Consider the following 16,712-nt stretch of genomic DNA (forward strand, 5'->3'; position numbering starts at 1 on the left):
TCTCAAAGGGCTGCTGACCGGAGTGTAGGGCGGACGGGCCTCATGTCCAAGCGTCGACGAAAAAGGCGCGCAGGATTGCTCCTGCACGCCCTTCGAGTGTGACAAGGATGTCGCGCAGATTACTCTGCGCCTTCCTCTGCCGGTGCCTCTGCAGCTTCGGCTGCTTTGGCGGCCTTGGCTTCTGCGCGCTCTTGAGCGGCTTTGCCCGGCTTGGCTTTCTTGGGGTTGTTACGCTCTTTCTTCTCGACCACGCCTGCGGCTTCGAGGAAGCGCGAGATACGGTCGGTGGGCTGGGCGCCCTGGCCGAGCCAGTACTGGACGCGCTCTACGTCCATGACCACGCGGCGCTCGTCGTCCTTGGCGAGCAGCGGGTTGTAGGTGCCGAGCTTCTCGAGGAAGCGGCCGTCGCGCGGCATGCGCGAGTCGGTTGCGACGATTGCGTAGTGGGGGCGCTTTTTGCTGCCGCCACGGGCGAGACGGATTTTCATGGCCATTGGTAAATCTCCTTCGAATGGCGTTTTATGACGGGCAAAGCCCTGTCAGGATTGGTGTTTTTCGTGGTGCTTGATGACTTCCTGAATGATGAAGTTCAGGAAGTTTTCGGCGAAGGCCGGATCGAGATCCGCTTTCTTCGCCAGGTCCTTGAGCCGCGCGATCTGCTGCTCTTCACGCGCGGGGTCGGAGGGGGGCAGCTCGTGAGTGGCCTTCAGCCGGCCCACGGACTGCGTGTGCTTGAACCGCTCGGCGAGCGTGAACACGAGGATCGCGTCCAGCCGGTCGATGCTGTCGCGGTGGTCTTTCAGAAGGTCTGCGGCGCGGGTGGCGGGATCACTCATGCTCGGCTCCTTTGAACAAAAAAGAAGGGGCACACTCCATGCACATCCCATGCACAACACATGCACAGGAGGCGGCAGGAACCGCGCGCCGGGTCTTGGGGGAGACAGCGTCAGTCAACGGCCCATCCCTTCGGTTTGAAGAGGGGGTCGATGTAATTGGCGATCTCCATGTCGATGCCATGCGACAGCTGGCTGCCGCGCAGCGCTGCGGGCGCCGGGTGGCGGTAGACCGCGTCGCTGCCATCGACGGTGGCGGCCTCTGGGTCCTTGCGGGCCCCGAGCCGTTCGGCAAGGCGGATGGAATCGAGGTTCTTGGGGTCGATGTAGCTGACCGCCCCGTCCCATCCGGCCTCGTCGTAGAAATACTGGCGCACGCGCTGCGTGGCTTCGAGCGCATAGCCCTTGCCGCCGCGGTCCGGCCAGATGATCCAGGCGATCTCACGCTCGGGCCATTTGGCGGGGAACCAGCCGCCAGCCATGCCGACCGTCTCGCCGGTGGCGCGCAGGTGGATCATCCACATGCCAAAACCGCGGATCTGCCAGTGGCCGATCTCGGCGGCGTAGAGCATCCACGTCTCGTAGGCGTTCAGCGGCCCGCCCATGAAGCGCGAGCGGTAAGAGGCGAAGGTGGCCTTGAAGTCCGGGTAATCCTCGGCCTGCGGCGCGCGCAGCACCAGCCGTGCCGTTTCAAGCACGGGGATGTCCGGGTCGGCCTGCACCTGCGCCGGCTGGATGTGGTCGAGAACCGCGCTCATGCCTCGGCCCCGTTCATCTGCGGATGACGGAAGATGTGCACCTTATGGCCCATCAGGCCGGTCTCGCGCTCGAAGCGGGCGCCGAGGCGCTTGGCCAGCGCCAGCGAGCGATCGTTGGCCGGGTCGACGAGGCTGATCATCCGGGTCAGGCCAAAAAGCTCGGCCGCCGCGCTGCGCGCCGCCGAGGCCGCCTCATAGGCGTAGCCGTGACCTTCGTGCGAGGCGAAGATCGAATAGGCCAGTTCGGGCTCGGGCCATTCGATGTGGTTGAGCGGGCCGGTGAAGCCGCACATCTCGCCGCTGGCGCGCTCGGTGATGTGCCAGATGCCATAGCCGCGAATTTGCCAGTGCCCCGACGAGCGCAGCAGCGTACGCCAGACCTGACCACGCTCGATCGGGCCGCCGACGAACTGCGAGCGGCGGTCGGCGTAGAAGGCGCAGAGCGCATCGAGATCATCCAGATGCGGCGCCCGCAGAATCAGGCGCTCGGTCTCGATCACCGGCACGGTGACCGGCTGCGGGGTGGCTTGCGTCACGCTCATCCCAGCACCTCCTCGGCAGAGGGGTGACGGTAGAGCATGTCCTCGCCCATGGCGTAATTGGTGTAGGTGCGCTCGTAGACCGCGCCGAGCCGTTCGGCCAGCGCGACCGAGCGGGTGTTGCCCGGCACGATGTTCGAGGTGATGGTCTTGAGGCCCAGATCCTCATAGGCGTAGCGGCGCACGCGCAGCGCCGCCTCGCGGGCGATGCCCTTGCCCTCGAAGCCGTCGAAGACCACCCAGCCGATCTCGGGCTCGGGCCAACCTTCGGGCTCCCAGACGCCGCAGATGCCGGCGGGCTGACCGCTGGCCTTGTCTTCAATGGTGAAATAGCCGTAGCCGCGCAGGTGCCAGTGGCCGACGTTGAGCGCGAACCAGCGCCATGCGTCGCCGCGATGTTCGTAGCCGCCGAAGCCCTCGGCGCGCACCGGGTCGAGCAGGAACGCGATCATCGCCTCGGCATCCGCCGGCTCGGGGCCGCGCAGGATCAGGCGTTCGGTTTCGAGGCGGGGGGCGTTCACGAGACTCATGCGTAGGCCTCCACACTGCCGTCGGCGTCATCCTCGGGAGCGCCGTATTGCGCGAAAGGGTCGGCCTTGGGCGCCGTGGCTTGGGCCGGGTGCGAGTATTTGGAGAAAGATGAAGCGCGCACGCCCTCCGCACCGGCCGCCTGCGGGGCGGTCGGGTCTGTCACCTCGGAGAGGTGAAGGGGGAGGGCGCGCGGATCGCTCATTTCTTCTTGCCGAATCCGCCGAGGCCCGGCGGCAGCGCGCCGCCGCCCATGCCGGGCATGCCGCCGAGGCCGCCCATGCTACCGGGCATCTTGCCGCCCATGGCCTTGGCCGCGGCCTCGATCTGCTTGGGGTCCATCTGGCTTGGGTCCATGCCCTCGGGCATCTCGCCGCCCTTGCCGAACATGCCCTTCATGGCCTGTTTCAGCATGCCGCCTTTGCCCATTTTGCCCATCTTCTTCATCATGTCGGACATCTGGCGCTGCATCTTCAGCAGCTTGTTGAGGTCCGACACCTCCATGCCCGCGCCCTTGGCGATGCGCTTCTTGCGGCTGGCCTGAAGGATCTGCGGGTTGGCGCGCTCCTTCTTGGTCATCGAGTTGATGAGGGCGATCTGCTGGCGCAGGATCGAATCGTCCATGCCGGCCTGATCCATCTGCTTGGCCATTTTGGCCGCGCCCGGCATCATCTGCATCATGGCGCCGAGGCCGCCCATCTTCATCATCTGCTCAAGCTGCATCTTCAGGTCGTTCATGTTGAACTGACCCTTCTGGAAGCGCTTCATCATGCGCTCGGCCTGTTCGGCCTCCAGCGTCTGCTGCGCTTTTTCGACCAGCGCGACGATGTCGCCCATGCCAAGGATGCGGCCCGCGACGCGCTCGGGCTCGAAGGTTTCCAGCGCGTCCATCTTCTCGCCAAGGCCGACGAACTTGATCGGCTTGCCGGTGATCGCGCGCATCGACAGCGCGGCGCCGCCGCGGCCGTCGCCGTCCATCCGGGTCAGCACCACGCCCGAGACGCCGATCTTGTCGTCGAACTCGGTGGCGACGTTCACGGCGTCCTGACCGGTGAGGCCGTCGACCACCAGCAGCGTTTCGCGCGGGGTGACCACGTCGCGCACGTCGGCGGCCTGTTGGATCAGTTCCTGATCGATATGCAGGCGGCCGGCGGTGTCGAGCATGTAGACATCATAACCGCCGAGGCTGGCCTGCGTCTTGGCGCGCTTGGCGATGGCGACCGGGTCCTCGCCTTTGACGATCGGCAGCGTGTCGACGCCGATCTGCTGGCCGAGGATCTGCAGCTGCTCCATCGCCGCCGGGCGGTTCACGTCGAGCGAGGCCATCAGCACCTTCTTGCGGTCGCGCTCTTTCAGGCGGCGCGCAAGCTTGGCGGTGGTGGTGGTCTTGCCCGAGCCCTGCAGGCCGACCATCAGGATCGGCGCGGGCGCGTTGTCGATGCGCAGCGCGCCGGGCTCACCTTCGCCGGTCAGCGTGGCGATGAGCTCGTCGTGGACGATCTTTACCACCTGCTGGCCGGGGGTCACCGACTTGGTGACGGCGGCGCCGGTGGCCTTCTTCTCGACGGCCTTGATGAACTGGCGCGCCACGGGCAGCGAGACGTCGGCCTCGAGCAGGGCGACGCGCACTTCGCGCAGGGCGGTGCGGACGTCGTCCTCGGAGAGGGCGCCCTGCTTGGTGAGGCGGTCGAAGACGCCGCCGAGGCGTTCGGAAAGAGATTCGAACATGGGCCGTCTGGCTCCTTCTTCTCTGGTCCGTATCTGGTGTGCAGACCCGAGATGGGGGCCGCGTGGCATGGAATCAAACTTAAGCCCCGTCGCCTGTCCCATTCGGCAATGCGAAAACGCCTCCGTGGGCGCAACGCGCTGACGGAGGGCGATCCCGGGCATTGCCCAAGGGACCGGAAGCGATGGGACTCCCGGTGGATTGCGCGCGATGTACGCGCATGGGGGTGCGGAGTCAAGCTGGGCAGGGGTTTGCCGCCTTTTTGGGCAGCGCTGCGCCGCAGCGCGGGGGCTGTGGGTGCAAAAGTGGCACAGTTCCGCCCTGTGCACGGCAAACGGGCGAATTCCCTATTTAAGAACTGGTCGGATGGGTGAATTAACGCTATGTAACCAACTGAGACGCTTACTTGATAGGTGACAGTATGAAAACCAAAGCACTTTTCGCATCCGCAGCCATCGTCAGCATGATGGGCGCATCCGCAGCATTCGCCGGCTCGCCGGCACCGGTCGTCGAAGAAGACGATCCCTATGCTGTTGTTCCGGTTGCAGCTCCGTCGAGCGGCACCGCACTGGCAGTTGCCGGTGGCCTCGCAGCCCTCGCGCTGATCGCGGCAGCTTCGGACGGCGACTCGTCCAGCTCGAGCTCCAGCTCGGACTGATACGATCAGACCTTCGCGGCGGCCTCGTCCGCAGCCTTGAACAGCGCCCGGCCCGTGCCGGGCGTTTTTCGTTTCAGCCATACCACGCAGGCACCGGCGCGGCACCGTCGCTCTGGCTCGGCTGATCTTGCGCCGCTCTCCCTTGCATTTCCGCACCGCTTCGCGCTTTCTTGCGCCAGTTCGTGACCCGGTGCACAGGAGAAGCCGATGGACAATTGGGACGAGATTCGCACCGCCTATCATGTTGCGCGGCTCGGCACGGTCAGCGGCGCCGCCGAGGTTCTGGGCGTGCACCATGCCACGGTGATCCGGCATATCGACGCGCTCGAATCGCGGCTCGGGGTGAAGCTGTTCCAGCGCCACGCCCGCGGCTACACGCCGACCGAAGCCGGCAGCGATCTGTCGCGCGTGGCGCAATGCACCGACGATCAGTTCCAGCAACTTGTGGGCCGCATCAAGGGGCGCGGCGAAGCGGTCTCGGGCGAGCTTCTGGTCACCTCGCTGGTCAATTTCTCGACTTTGATGATCGGTGCGCTGACGTCGTTCCGGGAGGCCTACCCCGATGTGACCGTGCGCTATCTGACGGGCTCGCGCCTGTTCCGGCTGGAATACGGCGAGGCGCATGTGGCGCTGCGGGCCGGGGCTGCGCCGGAAGAGCCGGACAATGTGGTGCAGCCCTTCGCCCGCCAGTCGACCGCGCTCTACGCGGCGAAGTCCTACATCGCGCGCCGCGGCAAGCCGAAGGGCGTTGCGGACTTCGGCGGGCATGACTTCGTCGGCTTTGACGATCTCGAATCGCGCGCTCCTTACAATCGCTGGATGAAGAGCAACGTGCTGCAGGAGCGCATCGTGTTCCGCACCTCGGACGACCGCGTGCAGTTGCAGGCCATCCGCGCCGGTGCGGGCATGGGATTCATGTCGGTCACCGAGGCCGAACAGGACCCGGAACTGGTGCAGGTGCTGCCACCGCAGGAGGACTGGTCGTCGCCGCTGTGGCTGGTGACCCACGTTGACCTGCACCGCACACCGAAGGTGCAGGCCTTCCTCAAGCACCTGAAGTCCTACGCCGCCGAACAGGACATGACGTGAGTCTGACGCCCGCGGCGCGCGGTCACCTTGCGATGCTGGCCTTTTCGGCCTGCGTCGCGGGGTCATTCTCGCTCGGTGCCATGGCGGCCCCCAGTATCGCGCCCTCTGCGTTGAACGCGGTGCGTTTCGCGCTGGCGACGCTGCTGCTTGGGGCGGTGGTGATGTGGCGCGGCGGGGTGCCGCGCAGCGCGCTGAGCGCCCCTTGGCGCTACGGCGTGATCGGTGCGTTGATGGTGGCCTATTTCGTGCTGATGTTCGAAGGGCTGCGCACCGCTGAGGCGGTCAGCATGTCGGCGGTCTTCACCCTGACGCCGGTGATGGCGGCGGGCTTTGGCTGGCTGCTGCTGCGCCAACATATGAGTCGCCGCATGGCGCTGGCCCTGGCGATCGGCGGTATTGGCGCGCTCTGGGTTATCTTTCGCGCCGACATCGAGGCATTGCTGCGCTTCGCGCCGGGGCGGGGCGAGCTGATCTACCTTGTCGGCTGCGCCGCGCATGCGGTCTATGCGCCGATGGTGCCGCGGCTCAATCGCGGCGAGCCGGGGCTGGTCTTCACTTTCGGCACAATGGTGGCGGGCACGCTGCTGTTGCTGATGGTCGGCTGGGGGGACATCCGGGCGACCGACTGGGGCGCGCTGCCGGGAATCGTCTGGGTGACCATCCTTTACACCACGCTGGCGGCGACCGCGCTGAGCACGGTGCTGCTGCAATTCGCCGCCATGCGCCTGCCGAGCGCCAAGGTCATGGCCTACACCTATCTTATTCCAAGCTGGGTGATCCTATGGGAGCTTGCGCTGGGGCGCGGGGCGCCGCCTGCGGCGATCCTTGTGGGAATCGGCCTGACGGTGGTGGCGCTGCTGTTGTTGTTGCGCGAAGGCTAGGGCGCGCGACGCGGCTGTTCGGCGCGCTCAGGCCGGGTCTTCGGGTTTAAGTTCGACCTGCAGGAAGCGTTCAAAGGCGTCGAGGTTGATCGGCTCGAACTGTCCGAATCCCTGCATCCAGACCGACGCTTCGCGCAGCGCGTCGGGCTCGAGCTTGCACCATTTCACCCGGCCGCGCTTTTCCTGACTGATCAGCCCTGCCGAGGCGAGGATGGTGAGATGCTTGGAAATCGCCGCCAGCGACATCTCGAAGGGGTCGGCAACATCGGTCACCGCCATGTCATCCTCCAGCAGCATGGCGAGGATGCGCCGCCGGGTCGGATCGGCAAGAGCGGCAAAGACGGTGTCGAGATCGGGAGTCATGGCCTCATAAGCCCCGCGCCGGGCATCGCCGTCAAGCGCCGCCGTGGCGACCGGATCTCTATAGTCAACTTCGGGGTTGAATATGGTTTTCCCTGTCCGTTGGCGCTAGCGCCCTTGCGTCGGGGCGTCGTGTTGTTCTCGATTGTAGTGTTTTCAATGACTTAACTTGCGCCTCCACGTGATCACGGCGGGTTGACTTAAATCCCCCCTGCACGTAGCAACCTTCTCGAACGTCCGAATGGAGCGACAAGGTGGGCGATCCCGATCCGAAGCGGCAACTCGACGCGCTGGAGGCAAAAATTGCGGCGGCCAAGGCTGCCCGGGAGACCCGGAAGTCGCACCACGAGGAGCACTATTCTCAGGCCAACATCGCCTGGCGGATGGTGACGGAAATGGTGGCCGGTCTTGGGATCGGCTTTGGCATCGGCTACGGGCTGGACCTCCTTCTGGGGACCTTGCCTTGGCTTATGGTGCTGTTCACATTGCTGGGCCTCGTGGCGGGCATCCGCGTGATGTTGCGGACCGCCGCCGAGATGCAGCTGACAAAATACTCCGGCGACGCCGGAGAGGGGCAATCCTCCGGCGAGACCGGAGATGACGAGAAGAGGGATCGCGGCAATGGCGACTGAAGCGGCTCACGGTGCAGAACAGGCGGCAGAAGGCGGGCTCGTCTTCCACCCGATGGACCAGTTCATGGTTAAACCGCTCTTCGGAGCCGGCGACGTGGGCATGTTCACCATCACCAACGTGACGCTGTGGATGTTCCTTTGCATCCTCGCGATCGTCGGTGTCATGGTGCTGGGCACCTCGCGCCGCGCCATCATCCCCTCGCGCAGCCAGTCGGTCGCCGAACTGGCCTACGGCTTCATCTACAAGATGATCGAGGACGTGACCGGCAAGGAAGGCCTGAAGTACTTCCCCTACATCATGACGCTGTTCATGTTCATCGTCTTCTCGAACTTCCTCGGCCTGATCCCGATGAGCTTCACCACCACCTCGCACATCGCGGTGACATGGGTTCTGGCTCTGGCGGTGTTCCTCGGCGTGACGATCCTTGGCTTCGTGAAGAACGGCACCCACTTCCTCGGCCTGTTCTGGGTCAGCTCGGCCCCGATGGCGCTGCGCCCGATCCTCGCCGTGATCGAAGTGATTTCCTACTTTGTCCGCCCGGTCAGCCACTCCATCCGTCTTGCTGGCAACGTGATGGCCGGTCACGCCGTGATGAAGGTCTTCGCAGGCTTCGCCGCGCTGGCCGTCGTCTCGCCGGTGTCGATCGTCGCGATCACCGCGATCTACGGGCTCGAAGTTCTCGTGGCCTTCATCCAGGCCTACGTGTTCACCATCCTGACCTGCGTCTACCTCAAGGACGCGCTGCATCCTGCCCACTGAGGCGCAGGCCGGTCCGGACAACCTCTATCCATCCAATTCCATCGTAAGGAGAGACTCAAATGGAAGGCGATATCGCAAACCTCGGTCAGTTCATCGGCGCCGGCCTCGCAGGCCTGGGTTCGGGCATTGCGGCCCTCGGCGTGGGTAACGTTGCTGCAAACTTCCTGGGCGGCGCACTGCGCAACCCGTCGGCAGCTGCTTCGCAGACCGCGACCCTCTTCATCGGCATCGCATTCGCAGAAGCTCTGGGGATCTTCTCGTTCCTCGTCGCTCTGCTGCTGATGTTCGCCGTCTAATCCTTCGGGACCTTATCCTTACGCGGGGGCGGCACCGTCTTTGACGGGCCGCCCCAAGTAGAGACAACGTTCCGACGGAGGACGACATGGCGGTCGAACCCATTCAAGAAGAAATGGCCGGTATCTGCGTCGACGCGCATGGCTCCGCCATCGGGATGCCGCAGCTTTGCGGCGAATGGATCCCGAACCAGATCTTCTGGCTCATCATCACGCTGCTGGTGATCTTCTTCGTGCTGTCGCGCGTCGCTCTGCCGCGGATCGCGTCCGTTCTGGCCGAGCGTCAGGGCACCATCACGAACGATATCTCCGCCGCCGAAGAGCTGAAGCGCCAAGCCAAGGACGCGGAAGCGGCCTATGAGAAGGCGCTGGCCGATGCCCGGAGCGAAGCTCAGGCCATCGCCCAGAAAACCCGCGATGAGATCAAGGCCCAGCTCGACGCCGCAACGGCTGAGGCGGACGCCAAGATCGCCGAGAAGACCGCAGAGTCCGAAAAGGTGCTCTCCGAGATTCGCGCCAGCGCGGTAGAAAGCGTCGAGGCCGTGGCCAAGGAAACCGCGGAGGCCATCGTGGCCGCCATGGGGACCAGCGCCGACAAGGCCGCAATCGACGCGGCTGTGGCAAACCGGATGAAAGGCTGATCCCATGCGCAACCTCATCACCCTGAGCGCGCTCGGAACCCTGATGGCCAGCCCCGCGCTGGCCGCCTCCGGCCCGTTCTTCTCGCTCCGCAACACCGATTTCGTCGTGCTGCTGGGCTTCCTGCTGTTCATTGCAGTCCTCGTGTACTTCAAAGTGCCGAAGATGCTGGGCGGCCAGCTTGATCGCCGTGCCGAGGGCATCCGCGACGAGCTTGAAGAAGCCCGCGCGCTGCGCGAGGAAGCACAGACCCTTCTGGCCTCCTACGAGCGCCAGCAGCGCGAAGTGCAGGATCAGGCGGATCAGATCGTGGCGCAGGCCAAGGTCGATGCCGAGAATGCCGCAGAGCAGGCTCGCGCGGACCTCGACGCGTCTATCGCGCGCCGCCTTGCCGCTGCCGAAGATCAGATCAAATCGGCGGAGACCTCGGCCGTGAAGGAAGTCCGCGACCGCGCGATTTCCGTGGCCGTGGCCGCTGCATCCGATGTGATCGCCGAGAAACTCGGCGCGCAGGACAAGGCCAAGCTGGTCGACGAGTCGATCAAGACGGTGGGTGCCAAGCTGCACTGACCGGTCCGACACGACACTTCTTGCAGAGCCCGGCCATTGGCCGGGCTTTTGCGTTCTTGGGGGAGTCATCGGCCCGGGGCTGTGATCGGAAAACGCGCCGCTTGATGGGGCGTGGCGCGGCAATGGCCACATCCGGAGTGCGCTGCGGGGCTCTCGCCCCTTTCCCTTGACGCGGACCCCATATACTGTGGAAGTACCGCAAGCACAGCCAAACATGTGGGCGGACAGCCGAGGGGACAACGTGGCACATATCATCGTCGTTGGGAACGAGAAGGGCGGGGCTGGCAAGTCCACCGTCTCGATGCATCTGGCAACCGCGCTTGTGCGCATGGGCCATCGCACCGGCGCGCTCGATCTGGACCTGCGGCAGCGCTCGGTGGGCCGCTACATCGAGAACCGCCGCCGCTTTTGCGAAAGCGAGGGCATCGAGCTGGCCATTCCGCGCTATCTCGATTTGCCCGAGGTGCAGCCCGAGGCGCTGGCCCCGGGGGAAAATGCCTTTGATCACCGTCTTTCGGCGGCCGTGGCGCAGCTTGAAACCGATTGTGACTTTGTGCTGATCGACTGCCCCGGCTCGCACACGCGGCTGAGCCAAGTGGCGCACTCGCTGGCCGACACGCTGGTCACGCCGCTCAACGACAGTTTCATCGATTTCGACCTGCTGGCCCATATCGACAGCGACGGCGAGAAGATCCTCGGCCCCTCGGTGTATTCCGAGATGGTCTGGAACGCCCGCCAACTGCGCGCGCAGGCCGGTCTGCAGCCGATCGACTGGGTGGTGCTGCGCAACCGCCTCGGCGCGCAGAACATGGTCAACAAGATGAAGATGGAAAAGGCGCTGACCAAGCTGTCCAAGCGCATCGGCTTCCGCATCGCGCCCGGCTTCAACGAGCGTGTGATCTTCCGCGAACTCTTCCCGCGTGGGCTGACGCTGCTTGACCTGAAGGACATCGGCGTCGGCAACCTCAATATCTCCAACGTGGCGGCACGGCAGGAATTGCGCGATCTGGTGAAGGCGCTGGAACTGCCCGGCGTGGAAGTGAACTTCTGAGGGGCTGACGTTCGCCCGTCAGTGGTTGCGCATGTGCAGCGCGATCAGCGATGCCCCGATGCCCGAGCTGATCAGATCGATGCCAAGGAAAATGCCCAGTAGACCGGTCGCCGATCCCGGCAGCGTCGCCATGATCAGCACCCCGAGCACCACCGACACGAGCCCCGCGAAGACCAGCCAACTCCAGCCAGCCCGCTCGCGGACGGACAGGCCGATGGCGATACGAACCACACCGAGCGCGAGGAAGAAGGCCGCGACCAGCCATGTGAGCGACACCAGCCCGCGGAACGGGTTGGCCAGCAGAAACACCCCGAAGGCCAGCACCAGCAGGCCCAGCAGCGCCTCGATCACGCGGGCGCCGACACTGGCCTCGTCGTTGAAGGCGATCCAAAGCTGAAGCGATCCGGCGATGATGAAGGCGATGGCCGAGATGGTCAGCACGGTCAGCGAAGCTGCAAACGGGTTCACCAGAGCGCCAATCCCGCCGAGGATCAGGATGATGCCGAGCACGAGCATCCAGCCCCATTTCTTGCGTGTGGTCTGGGGGCGTGGGCCGTCGGACATGGGGTCTCTCCGTGAGTTGGCGGCGGGCGAGGGCTGGGGAGGATACCCCCCACGTTAAGGTCACTGTGCCGGAAGCCCCGCGGCACCCGCAAGACAGGCCGGAGTTGTTAGCGTAAAATTAGGGAAGTTTCGCAAAGCATTGTGCATGACCTTGGCCGGACCTTTCCCAACGCGCAGGCGGCGCGCGGCACGCTGCGTGGCAAGGAGGCGATTGGGCGCCCGCCGCTCGTGGATCTTGCTGGCTTTTCCGGCGCTGGCGGCCTGCGCGGGGCAGATCGGCGGTCCGGCCTATGTCGGGGCATCGCCGATGCGCGCCGAGGTTGGCGACATGCGCTTCGTTCTGCGGGTGCTGGACGATCGGGCCGAGGCAATACGTGTGAGCCCGATGTTCCCAGCGAAATTCGATGAGGTGGCCGAGCGGGCGCAGATCGCGGTCGCGCGGGCCAGTGGCTGCCACCCGGCATGGGTGGTGGGCGATCCGTCGGTGGTAGAAATTGGCCTGTCTTGCGGCACAAAACCTGCGCCGAAAAAACCCAAACGGCACCACACCGCCTGCGATGTTCTGAAGGCGACGGGAGGCCGCTGCGGATGAACGGATCAGAGAGGCTTTTCGTAAAACAGGCTCGAGCTGTTCTCGACATAGCCGCCGAACGGGCCGCGCCGGGCAAACCCGGTGCTCTCGTACAGTGCCATGGCCGCGGGCAGCTTGTCGCCGGTCTCGAGCCGCAGAAGCGGAATGCCCGCATCGCGCGCCTCGGCTTCCAGATGCTGCAACAGCCGCCGCGCCAGCCCCAGACCGCGCGCTTCGGGCGAGACGAACATCGATTTCACCTCGGCATAGCCTTCCGCCCGGGCGATGGCGGCACAGCCCAAAAGCACACCGTTTTCCTCGGCACCGTAGAAGGTGATCTCGGGGCCGCAAAGCGCGTCGATGTCCAGGCGGTAGTTCTCTTCCGGCGGAAACAGCGAATCCATCAGCGCGTGGCTTTCCCGCAGCAGCGCCTCGGCGCGCGGATCACGTGGAGACACTGGAGCGATGCTGATCGACATAGGCGCTTTCCTCTGGGCACGGCTTCGGATATTGGCGGGGCCTCCGCCGGGGTCAACCCACAAATATGGCGCAAGCCCCGCAATATCTTGTGGACAACTGGCAGAGGGCCGCCACATCAGGGGTAAAGCGTTTGACTTGGCCCCGCCCGAACCGCCAAATTCGGGGATAACTTCGGAATCAGGGCATCGCTTTGCAGTTCACACGGCTTCGACTGACGGGCTTCAAGAGCTTCGTTGATCCCACCGATCTGGTCATCTCTGACGGGCTGACCGGGGTCGTCGGGCCCAATGGCTGCGGCAAGTCCAACCTGCTCGAGGCCCTGCGCTGGGTGATGGGCGAGAACCGGGCCAAGGCGATGCGCGGCGCAGGCATGGAAGACGTGATCTTCGCCGGCGCCCATTCGCGCCCGGCGCGCAATTTTGCCGAGGTTTCGCTGTCGCTCGACAATGCCGACCGCCGCGCCCCGGCGGGCTTCAATGACGCCGACCAGCTGGAGATCGTGCGCCGGATCACGCGCGACGTCGGCTCGGCCTATAAGGTCAACGCCAAGGACGTGCGCGCCCGCGACGTTCAGATGCTGTTCGCCGATGCCTCCACCGGCGCGCATTCGCCCGCGCTGGTGCGGCAGGGCCAGATCTCGGAACTGATCAACGCCAAGCCGAAGAACCGCCGCCGCATTCTTGAGGAAGCCGCGGGGATCTCGGGGCTCTACCAGCGCCGTCATGAGGCGGAGCTCAAGCTCAACAACACGGAGGCGAACCTGCTGCGCGTCGATGACGTGATCGAGCAACTCGCGGCGCAATTGGGGCAGCTTGACCGGCAGGCCCGGCAGGCGGCGCGCTACCGCGCCATCGGCGCCGATCTGCGGCAGGCCGAGGGGCTGCTGCTCTACCGCCGCTGGATGGAGGCCGAGGAGGCCCGGCAGTCCGCCGAAACCGTGCTGCGCGCGCGGATCACCGCCGCCGCCCAGGCCGAAAGCGCTGCCCGCGCCGCCGAGCGCGCGCGGGCGGAAAAGGACGAGGCGCTGCCGCCGCTGCGTGAGGAAGAGGCGATCGCCGCCGCCATCCTGCAGCGCCTGACCGTGCAGCGCGATGCGCTGGCCGAGCAGGAAGCGCGGGCGCAGGACACCATCGAAACGCTGACCCGCCGGATCGAACAGATCGGCAAGGACATGGAGCGCGAGGGCGCCCTCAACCGCGACGCGGGCGAGACCATCGAAGCGCTGGAATGGGAAGCGCGCGAGTTGGCCAAGGCTGGCGAGGGCCATGATGACCGGTTGGCCGAAGCCTCCGACGCTGCCTCCGAAGCCTCCGCCGTGCTGCAAGAGCGCGAGGCCGCGCTGACCCAGCAGACCGAGGACGTGGCGCGGCTCGCCGCGCGGCACCAGTCGGCGCAGCGCTATCTGGCTGACGTGCGCAAGACGCTGTCGCGGCACGACGCCGAGGCGCAGAAGGCGCGCGATGCCGTGGCCGAGGCGCGCGGGCGCTTGGCGCAGGCGACCGCAGCCATGGAGGACGCGCAGGACCGCTCCGAAGAGGCGCAGGCCATGGCCGCCCGCGCCGAAGAGCTGCTGTTGCAGGCCGACGAGGCGCGCACCGACTGCCAGAGCCGCGAGGCCGAGGCCCGCGCCGAACGGTCTGAGGGCGAAGGCGAGTTGAGCGCGCTGAGTGCCGAGGTCTCGGCGCTGTCGCGTCTGCTCGAGCGCGACACCGCCGAGGGCGGGCAGGTGCTCGACCGGCTGCAGGTGGAGCAGGGCTTCGAAAAGGCGCTTGGCGCGGCGCTCTCCGACGATCTGCGCGCGCCGGAAGTGGCCGACGATGGCCCCTCGGGCTGGTTCGAATTGCCGCGCTACGCTGACGAACAGGCGCTGCCGCAGGGCGTCACGGCGCTGTCGCAGCATGTGTCGGTGCCCGATGTGCTGGTGCGCCGGATGGGCCAGATCGGCCTTGTCGATCCCGATGAGGGCAACGCTCTGCAGCCCTTGCTGAAGCCCGGGCAGCGGCTGGTCAGCCGCGACGGTGATCTCTGGCGGTGGGACGGTTTCCGCGCATGGTCCGAGGATGCGCCCTCGGCGGCGGCGCTGCGGCTGGAGCAGCTCAACCGCCTCGAAGGGCTGAAGCGCGAACTTGCCGAGGCCGAGGCCCGGGTCGAGGGCATGCGCACCGCGCATGACGCGCTGGTCGCCCGGCTGGCCGAGCTGACCCGTGCCGACAAAGTGGCGCGCGAGACGCGGCGCGAAGCCGACCGCGAGGTCAACGAGGCGATGCGCGCGTTCAACCGCGCCGAGAGCGAGCGGAGCATGGCCGAGAGTCGCCTCGAGAGCCTCGCGCTGGCGGTCAGCCGCCACGATGACGAGGCGACGACCGCGCGTCAGCAGGTGGTCGAGGCCGAGCGCGGGCTTGCGGAACTGGGCGATCTCGAAAGCGCCCGGGCCGAGGCTGAGGATGTGCGGATGACCGTCGAGGCGGCGCGGATGACGATGATGACCCGCCGCTCGGCGCATGACGAGTTGCGCCGCGAGGGCGAGGCGCGCACCGCGCGCCAGCAGAGCGTGACCAAAGAGCTTTCGGGCTGGCGCCACCGGCTGGAAACCGCCGAGAAGCGCAGCGCCGAGCTTAGCGAGCGCCGCAAGGGCCATGAGCGCGAATTGGTCGAGGCGCAGGCGGTGCCGGACGAACTGGCGGCGAAGCGCGAGGAACTGGCGCTGTCGATCGATGACGCCGAACAACGCCGCGCCGCCGCCTCCGACATGCTCGCGGCCGCGGAAAGCGCCATGCGCGCCGCCATCGCCGCCGAGCGCGATGCCGAGCGTGCCGCCTCGGAGGCGCGCGAGGCCCGGGCGGGTGCCGAGGCGCGCGTAGACGCCGCGCGCGAGACTGTCACCGCCGCTGCCGAGCGCATCGAGGAAGAGCAGGAAACCACGCCCGAAAAGCTGCTGGCGCGGCTCGACATGGCGCCCTCGGACATGCCCGGCTCGGACGAGATCGAGGCCGATGTGAACCGGCTCAAGCGCCAGCGCGACGCGCTCGGCGCGGTGAACCTGCGGGCCGAGGAAGACGCCCGCGAGGTGCGCGAAGAGCATGACACGCTGGTGCAGGAAAAGACCGACCTCGAAGAGGCGGTGCGCACTCTGCGCGCGGGCATCTCGTCGCTCAACCGCGAGGGGCGGGAACGGCTGCTTGCCGCGTTCGAGCAGGTGAACAGCAATTTCTCGATGCTTTTCACCCACCTCTTCAACGGCGGAGAGGCGAACCTCGTGATGGTCGAGAGCGACGATCCGCTTGAGGCCGGGCTCGAAATCATGTGCCAGCCGCCGGGCAAGAAGCTGTCGACGCTTTCGCTGCTGTCGGGCGGTGAGCAGACGCTGACGGCGCTGGCGCTGATCTTCGCGGTGTTCCTTGCCAACCCTGCGCCGATCTGCGTGCTCGACGAGGTCGACGCCCCGCTCGACGACGCCAACGTCACGCGCTTTTGCGACCTGCTCGATGAGATGTGCCGCCGCACCGAGACGCGCTTTTTGATCATCACCCACCATGCGGTGACCATGAGCCGGATGGACCGCCTGTTCGGCGTGACGATGCAGGAGCAGGGCGTCAGCCAACTGGTCTCGGTGGATTTGAAGAAAGCGGAGCGGCTGGTCGCCTGACCCGGCGCCGCGCCGCTTGAGAGGCCCGGCCTGCCTCCGGCGGGGATATTTTCATCTAGACGAAGTGCGCAGTGTCATTCCTTCGTCTAGACCCAAATATCCCGGGGGTCCGGGGGCAGCGCCCCCGGCCTTGC

21 protein-coding genes are annotated in these 16,712 nt (G+C 66.1%); 11 read left to right on the forward strand and 10 right to left on the reverse strand.

What is annotated here, in order from left to right; translation table 11 throughout:
- Positions 1-119: 119 nt before the first annotated feature.
- The 7 genes from rpsP to ffh form a co-directional block, all read right to left on the reverse strand.
- Positions 120-494: a 30S ribosomal protein S16 gene (gene rpsP / locus ACXAJT_RS16015; RefSeq protein ID WP_475236837.1), complete on the reverse strand. Its 375-nt coding sequence runs from the start codon at positions 492-494 to the stop codon at positions 120-122.
- A gap of 45 nt (positions 495-539) precedes the next feature.
- Entirely contained in the window at positions 540-836 is a 297-nt protein-coding gene (locus ACXAJT_RS16020) for a chorismate mutase (RefSeq protein ID WP_475236839.1), read from the reverse strand.
- A 110-nt stretch (positions 837-946) separates the two neighbouring features.
- A complete protein-coding gene (locus tag ACXAJT_RS16025; protein ID WP_475236841.1) occupies positions 947-1,591 on the reverse strand; it encodes a GNAT family N-acetyltransferase in 645 nt (214 codons plus the stop codon).
- Positions 1,588-2,133, reverse strand: a complete 546-nt coding sequence (locus tag ACXAJT_RS16030; RefSeq protein WP_475236842.1) for a GNAT family N-acetyltransferase — start codon at positions 2,131-2,133, stop codon at positions 1,588-1,590. Before ACXAJT_RS16030 ends, ACXAJT_RS16025 begins: the two co-directional genes overlap by 4 nt.
- A complete protein-coding gene (locus ACXAJT_RS16035; protein ID WP_475236843.1) occupies positions 2,130-2,660 on the reverse strand; it encodes a GNAT family N-acetyltransferase in 531 nt (176 codons plus the stop codon). Before ACXAJT_RS16035 ends, ACXAJT_RS16030 begins: the two co-directional genes overlap by 4 nt.
- On the reverse strand, positions 2,657-2,863 hold the full coding sequence (locus ACXAJT_RS16040; RefSeq protein WP_475236845.1) for a hypothetical protein: 207 nt from the start codon (positions 2,861-2,863) through the stop codon (positions 2,657-2,659). Before ACXAJT_RS16040 ends, ACXAJT_RS16035 begins: the two co-directional genes overlap by 4 nt.
- Positions 2,860-4,386: a signal recognition particle protein gene (gene ffh / locus ACXAJT_RS16045; RefSeq protein WP_475236847.1), complete on the reverse strand. Its 1,527-nt coding sequence runs from the start codon at positions 4,384-4,386 to the stop codon at positions 2,860-2,862. Before ffh ends, ACXAJT_RS16040 begins: the two co-directional genes overlap by 4 nt.
- 419 nt (positions 4,387-4,805) lie before the next feature.
- Between ffh and ACXAJT_RS16050 the strand changes: the two genes are divergently transcribed.
- The 3 genes from ACXAJT_RS16050 to ACXAJT_RS16060 all read left to right on the forward strand — a co-directional run bounded on the left by ACXAJT_RS16050 (position 4,806) and on the right by ACXAJT_RS16060 (position 7,012).
- Complete coding sequence (locus ACXAJT_RS16050; protein ID WP_475236849.1) at positions 4,806-5,042, forward strand: hypothetical protein; 237 nt, start codon at positions 4,806-4,808, stop codon at positions 5,040-5,042.
- Between the two features lie 207 nt (positions 5,043-5,249).
- On the forward strand, positions 5,250-6,131 hold the full coding sequence (locus ACXAJT_RS16055; RefSeq protein WP_475236851.1) for a LysR family transcriptional regulator: 882 nt from the start codon (positions 5,250-5,252) through the stop codon (positions 6,129-6,131).
- Positions 6,132-6,133: 2 nt separating this feature from the next.
- A complete protein-coding gene (locus tag ACXAJT_RS16060; protein WP_475236954.1) occupies positions 6,134-7,012 on the forward strand; it encodes a DMT family transporter in 879 nt (292 codons plus the stop codon).
- 27 nt (positions 7,013-7,039) lie between these two features.
- Here ACXAJT_RS16060 and ACXAJT_RS16065 read toward each other — a convergent pair whose 3' ends face one another.
- A complete protein-coding gene (locus tag ACXAJT_RS16065; RefSeq protein ID WP_475236854.1) occupies positions 7,040-7,375 on the reverse strand; it encodes an ArsR/SmtB family transcription factor in 336 nt (111 codons plus the stop codon).
- Positions 7,376-7,626: 251 nt separating this feature from the next.
- Between ACXAJT_RS16065 and ACXAJT_RS16070 the strand changes: the two genes are divergently transcribed.
- From ACXAJT_RS16070 to ACXAJT_RS16095, 6 genes are all read left to right on the forward strand, one after another.
- Positions 7,627-8,004, forward strand: coding sequence for an AtpZ/AtpI family protein (locus ACXAJT_RS16070; RefSeq protein WP_475236856.1), 378 nt, complete (start codon positions 7,627-7,629; stop codon positions 8,002-8,004).
- On the forward strand, positions 7,994-8,764 hold the full coding sequence (locus ACXAJT_RS16075) for a F0F1 ATP synthase subunit A (RefSeq protein WP_475236859.1): 771 nt from the start codon (positions 7,994-7,996) through the stop codon (positions 8,762-8,764). The genes ACXAJT_RS16070 and ACXAJT_RS16075 overlap by 11 nt, the downstream gene beginning before the upstream one ends.
- A 59-nt stretch (positions 8,765-8,823) precedes the next feature.
- The gene (locus tag ACXAJT_RS16080; protein WP_066103893.1) at positions 8,824-9,060 is read left to right on the forward strand and encodes a F0F1 ATP synthase subunit C; all 237 of its coding nucleotides are present in this window, start codon (positions 8,824-8,826) and stop codon (positions 9,058-9,060) included.
- A gap of 86 nt (positions 9,061-9,146) precedes the next feature.
- Positions 9,147-9,698, forward strand: coding sequence for a F0F1 ATP synthase subunit B' (locus tag ACXAJT_RS16085; RefSeq protein WP_475236860.1), 552 nt, complete (start codon positions 9,147-9,149; stop codon positions 9,696-9,698).
- A 4-nt stretch (positions 9,699-9,702) separates the two neighbouring features.
- Positions 9,703-10,266: a F0F1 ATP synthase subunit B gene (locus ACXAJT_RS16090; RefSeq protein ID WP_475236863.1), complete on the forward strand. Its 564-nt coding sequence runs from the start codon at positions 9,703-9,705 to the stop codon at positions 10,264-10,266.
- Positions 10,267-10,507: 241 nt separating this feature from the next.
- Positions 10,508-11,317: a division plane positioning ATPase MipZ gene (locus ACXAJT_RS16095; protein ID WP_475236864.1), complete on the forward strand. Its 810-nt coding sequence runs from the start codon at positions 10,508-10,510 to the stop codon at positions 11,315-11,317.
- Between the two features lie 18 nt (positions 11,318-11,335).
- Here the strand turns inward: ACXAJT_RS16095 and ACXAJT_RS16100 are convergent, their stop codons facing one another.
- Positions 11,336-11,881 (reverse strand): HdeD family acid-resistance protein, encoded by a 546-nt coding sequence (locus tag ACXAJT_RS16100; protein WP_475236867.1) that lies wholly within the window; start codon positions 11,879-11,881, stop codon positions 11,336-11,338.
- 211 nt (positions 11,882-12,092) lie between these two features.
- Between ACXAJT_RS16100 and ACXAJT_RS16105 the strand changes: the two genes are divergently transcribed.
- The gene (locus ACXAJT_RS16105) at positions 12,093-12,473 is read left to right on the forward strand and encodes a hypothetical protein (RefSeq protein WP_475236868.1); all 381 of its coding nucleotides are present in this window, start codon (positions 12,093-12,095) and stop codon (positions 12,471-12,473) included.
- 5 nt (positions 12,474-12,478) lie between these two features.
- Here ACXAJT_RS16105 and ACXAJT_RS16110 read toward each other — a convergent pair whose 3' ends face one another.
- Positions 12,479-12,931, reverse strand: a complete 453-nt coding sequence (locus ACXAJT_RS16110) for a GNAT family N-acetyltransferase (protein ID WP_475236869.1) — start codon at positions 12,929-12,931, stop codon at positions 12,479-12,481.
- Positions 12,932-13,122: 191 nt separating this feature from the next.
- On the opposite strand from ACXAJT_RS16110, the gene smc reads away from it, so the two are divergent.
- Positions 13,123-16,578 carry a chromosome segregation protein SMC gene (gene smc, locus ACXAJT_RS16115; protein WP_475236870.1) on the forward strand — a complete coding sequence of 1,152 codons (3,456 nt, stop codon included), beginning with the start codon at positions 13,123-13,125 and terminating at the stop codon, positions 16,576-16,578.
- Positions 16,579-16,712 lie beyond the last annotated feature (134 nt).

Source organism: Salipiger sp. ABF4_146, assembly GCF_056161345.1.

What these genes read in the sequence shown, in the direction of transcription:
- ACXAJT_RS16065 (WP_475236854.1), bottom strand. Translation starts at nt 7,375, where the DNA reads ATGACTCCCGATCTCGACACCGTCTTTGCCGCTCTTGCCGATCCGACC.
- ACXAJT_RS16035 (WP_475236843.1), bottom strand. Translation starts at nt 2,660, where the DNA reads ATGAGTCTCGTGAACGCCCCCCGCCTCGAAACCGAACGCCTGATCCTG.
- ACXAJT_RS16110 (WP_475236869.1), bottom strand. Translation starts at nt 12,931, where the DNA reads ATGTCGATCAGCATCGCTCCAGTGTCTCCACGTGATCCGCGCGCCGAG.
- ACXAJT_RS16020 (WP_475236839.1), bottom strand. Translation starts at nt 836, where the DNA reads ATGAGTGATCCCGCCACCCGCGCCGCAGACCTTCTGAAAGACCACCGC.
- ACXAJT_RS16075 (WP_475236859.1), top strand. Translation starts at nt 7,994, where the DNA reads ATGGCGACTGAAGCGGCTCACGGTGCAGAACAGGCGGCAGAAGGCGGG.
- rpsP (WP_475236837.1), bottom strand. Translation starts at nt 494, where the DNA reads ATGGCCATGAAAATCCGTCTCGCCCGTGGCGGCAGCAAAAAGCGCCCC.
- ACXAJT_RS16025 (WP_475236841.1), bottom strand. Translation starts at nt 1,591, where the DNA reads ATGAGCGCGGTTCTCGACCACATCCAGCCGGCGCAGGTGCAGGCCGAC.
- ACXAJT_RS16030 (WP_475236842.1), bottom strand. Translation starts at nt 2,133, where the DNA reads ATGAGCGTGACGCAAGCCACCCCGCAGCCGGTCACCGTGCCGGTGATC.
- ACXAJT_RS16080 (WP_066103893.1), top strand. Translation starts at nt 8,824, where the DNA reads ATGGAAGGCGATATCGCAAACCTCGGTCAGTTCATCGGCGCCGGCCTC.
- ACXAJT_RS16055 (WP_475236851.1), top strand. Translation starts at nt 5,250, where the DNA reads ATGGACAATTGGGACGAGATTCGCACCGCCTATCATGTTGCGCGGCTC.
- ACXAJT_RS16040 (WP_475236845.1), bottom strand. Translation starts at nt 2,863, where the DNA reads ATGAGCGATCCGCGCGCCCTCCCCCTTCACCTCTCCGAGGTGACAGAC.
- ACXAJT_RS16050 (WP_475236849.1), top strand. Translation starts at nt 4,806, where the DNA reads ATGAAAACCAAAGCACTTTTCGCATCCGCAGCCATCGTCAGCATGATG.
- ACXAJT_RS16085 (WP_475236860.1), top strand. Translation starts at nt 9,147, where the DNA reads ATGGCGGTCGAACCCATTCAAGAAGAAATGGCCGGTATCTGCGTCGAC.
- ffh (WP_475236847.1), bottom strand. Translation starts at nt 4,386, where the DNA reads ATGTTCGAATCTCTTTCCGAACGCCTCGGCGGCGTCTTCGACCGCCTC.
- ACXAJT_RS16100 (WP_475236867.1), bottom strand. Translation starts at nt 11,881, where the DNA reads ATGTCCGACGGCCCACGCCCCCAGACCACACGCAAGAAATGGGGCTGG.
- ACXAJT_RS16090 (WP_475236863.1), top strand. Translation starts at nt 9,703, where the DNA reads ATGCGCAACCTCATCACCCTGAGCGCGCTCGGAACCCTGATGGCCAGC.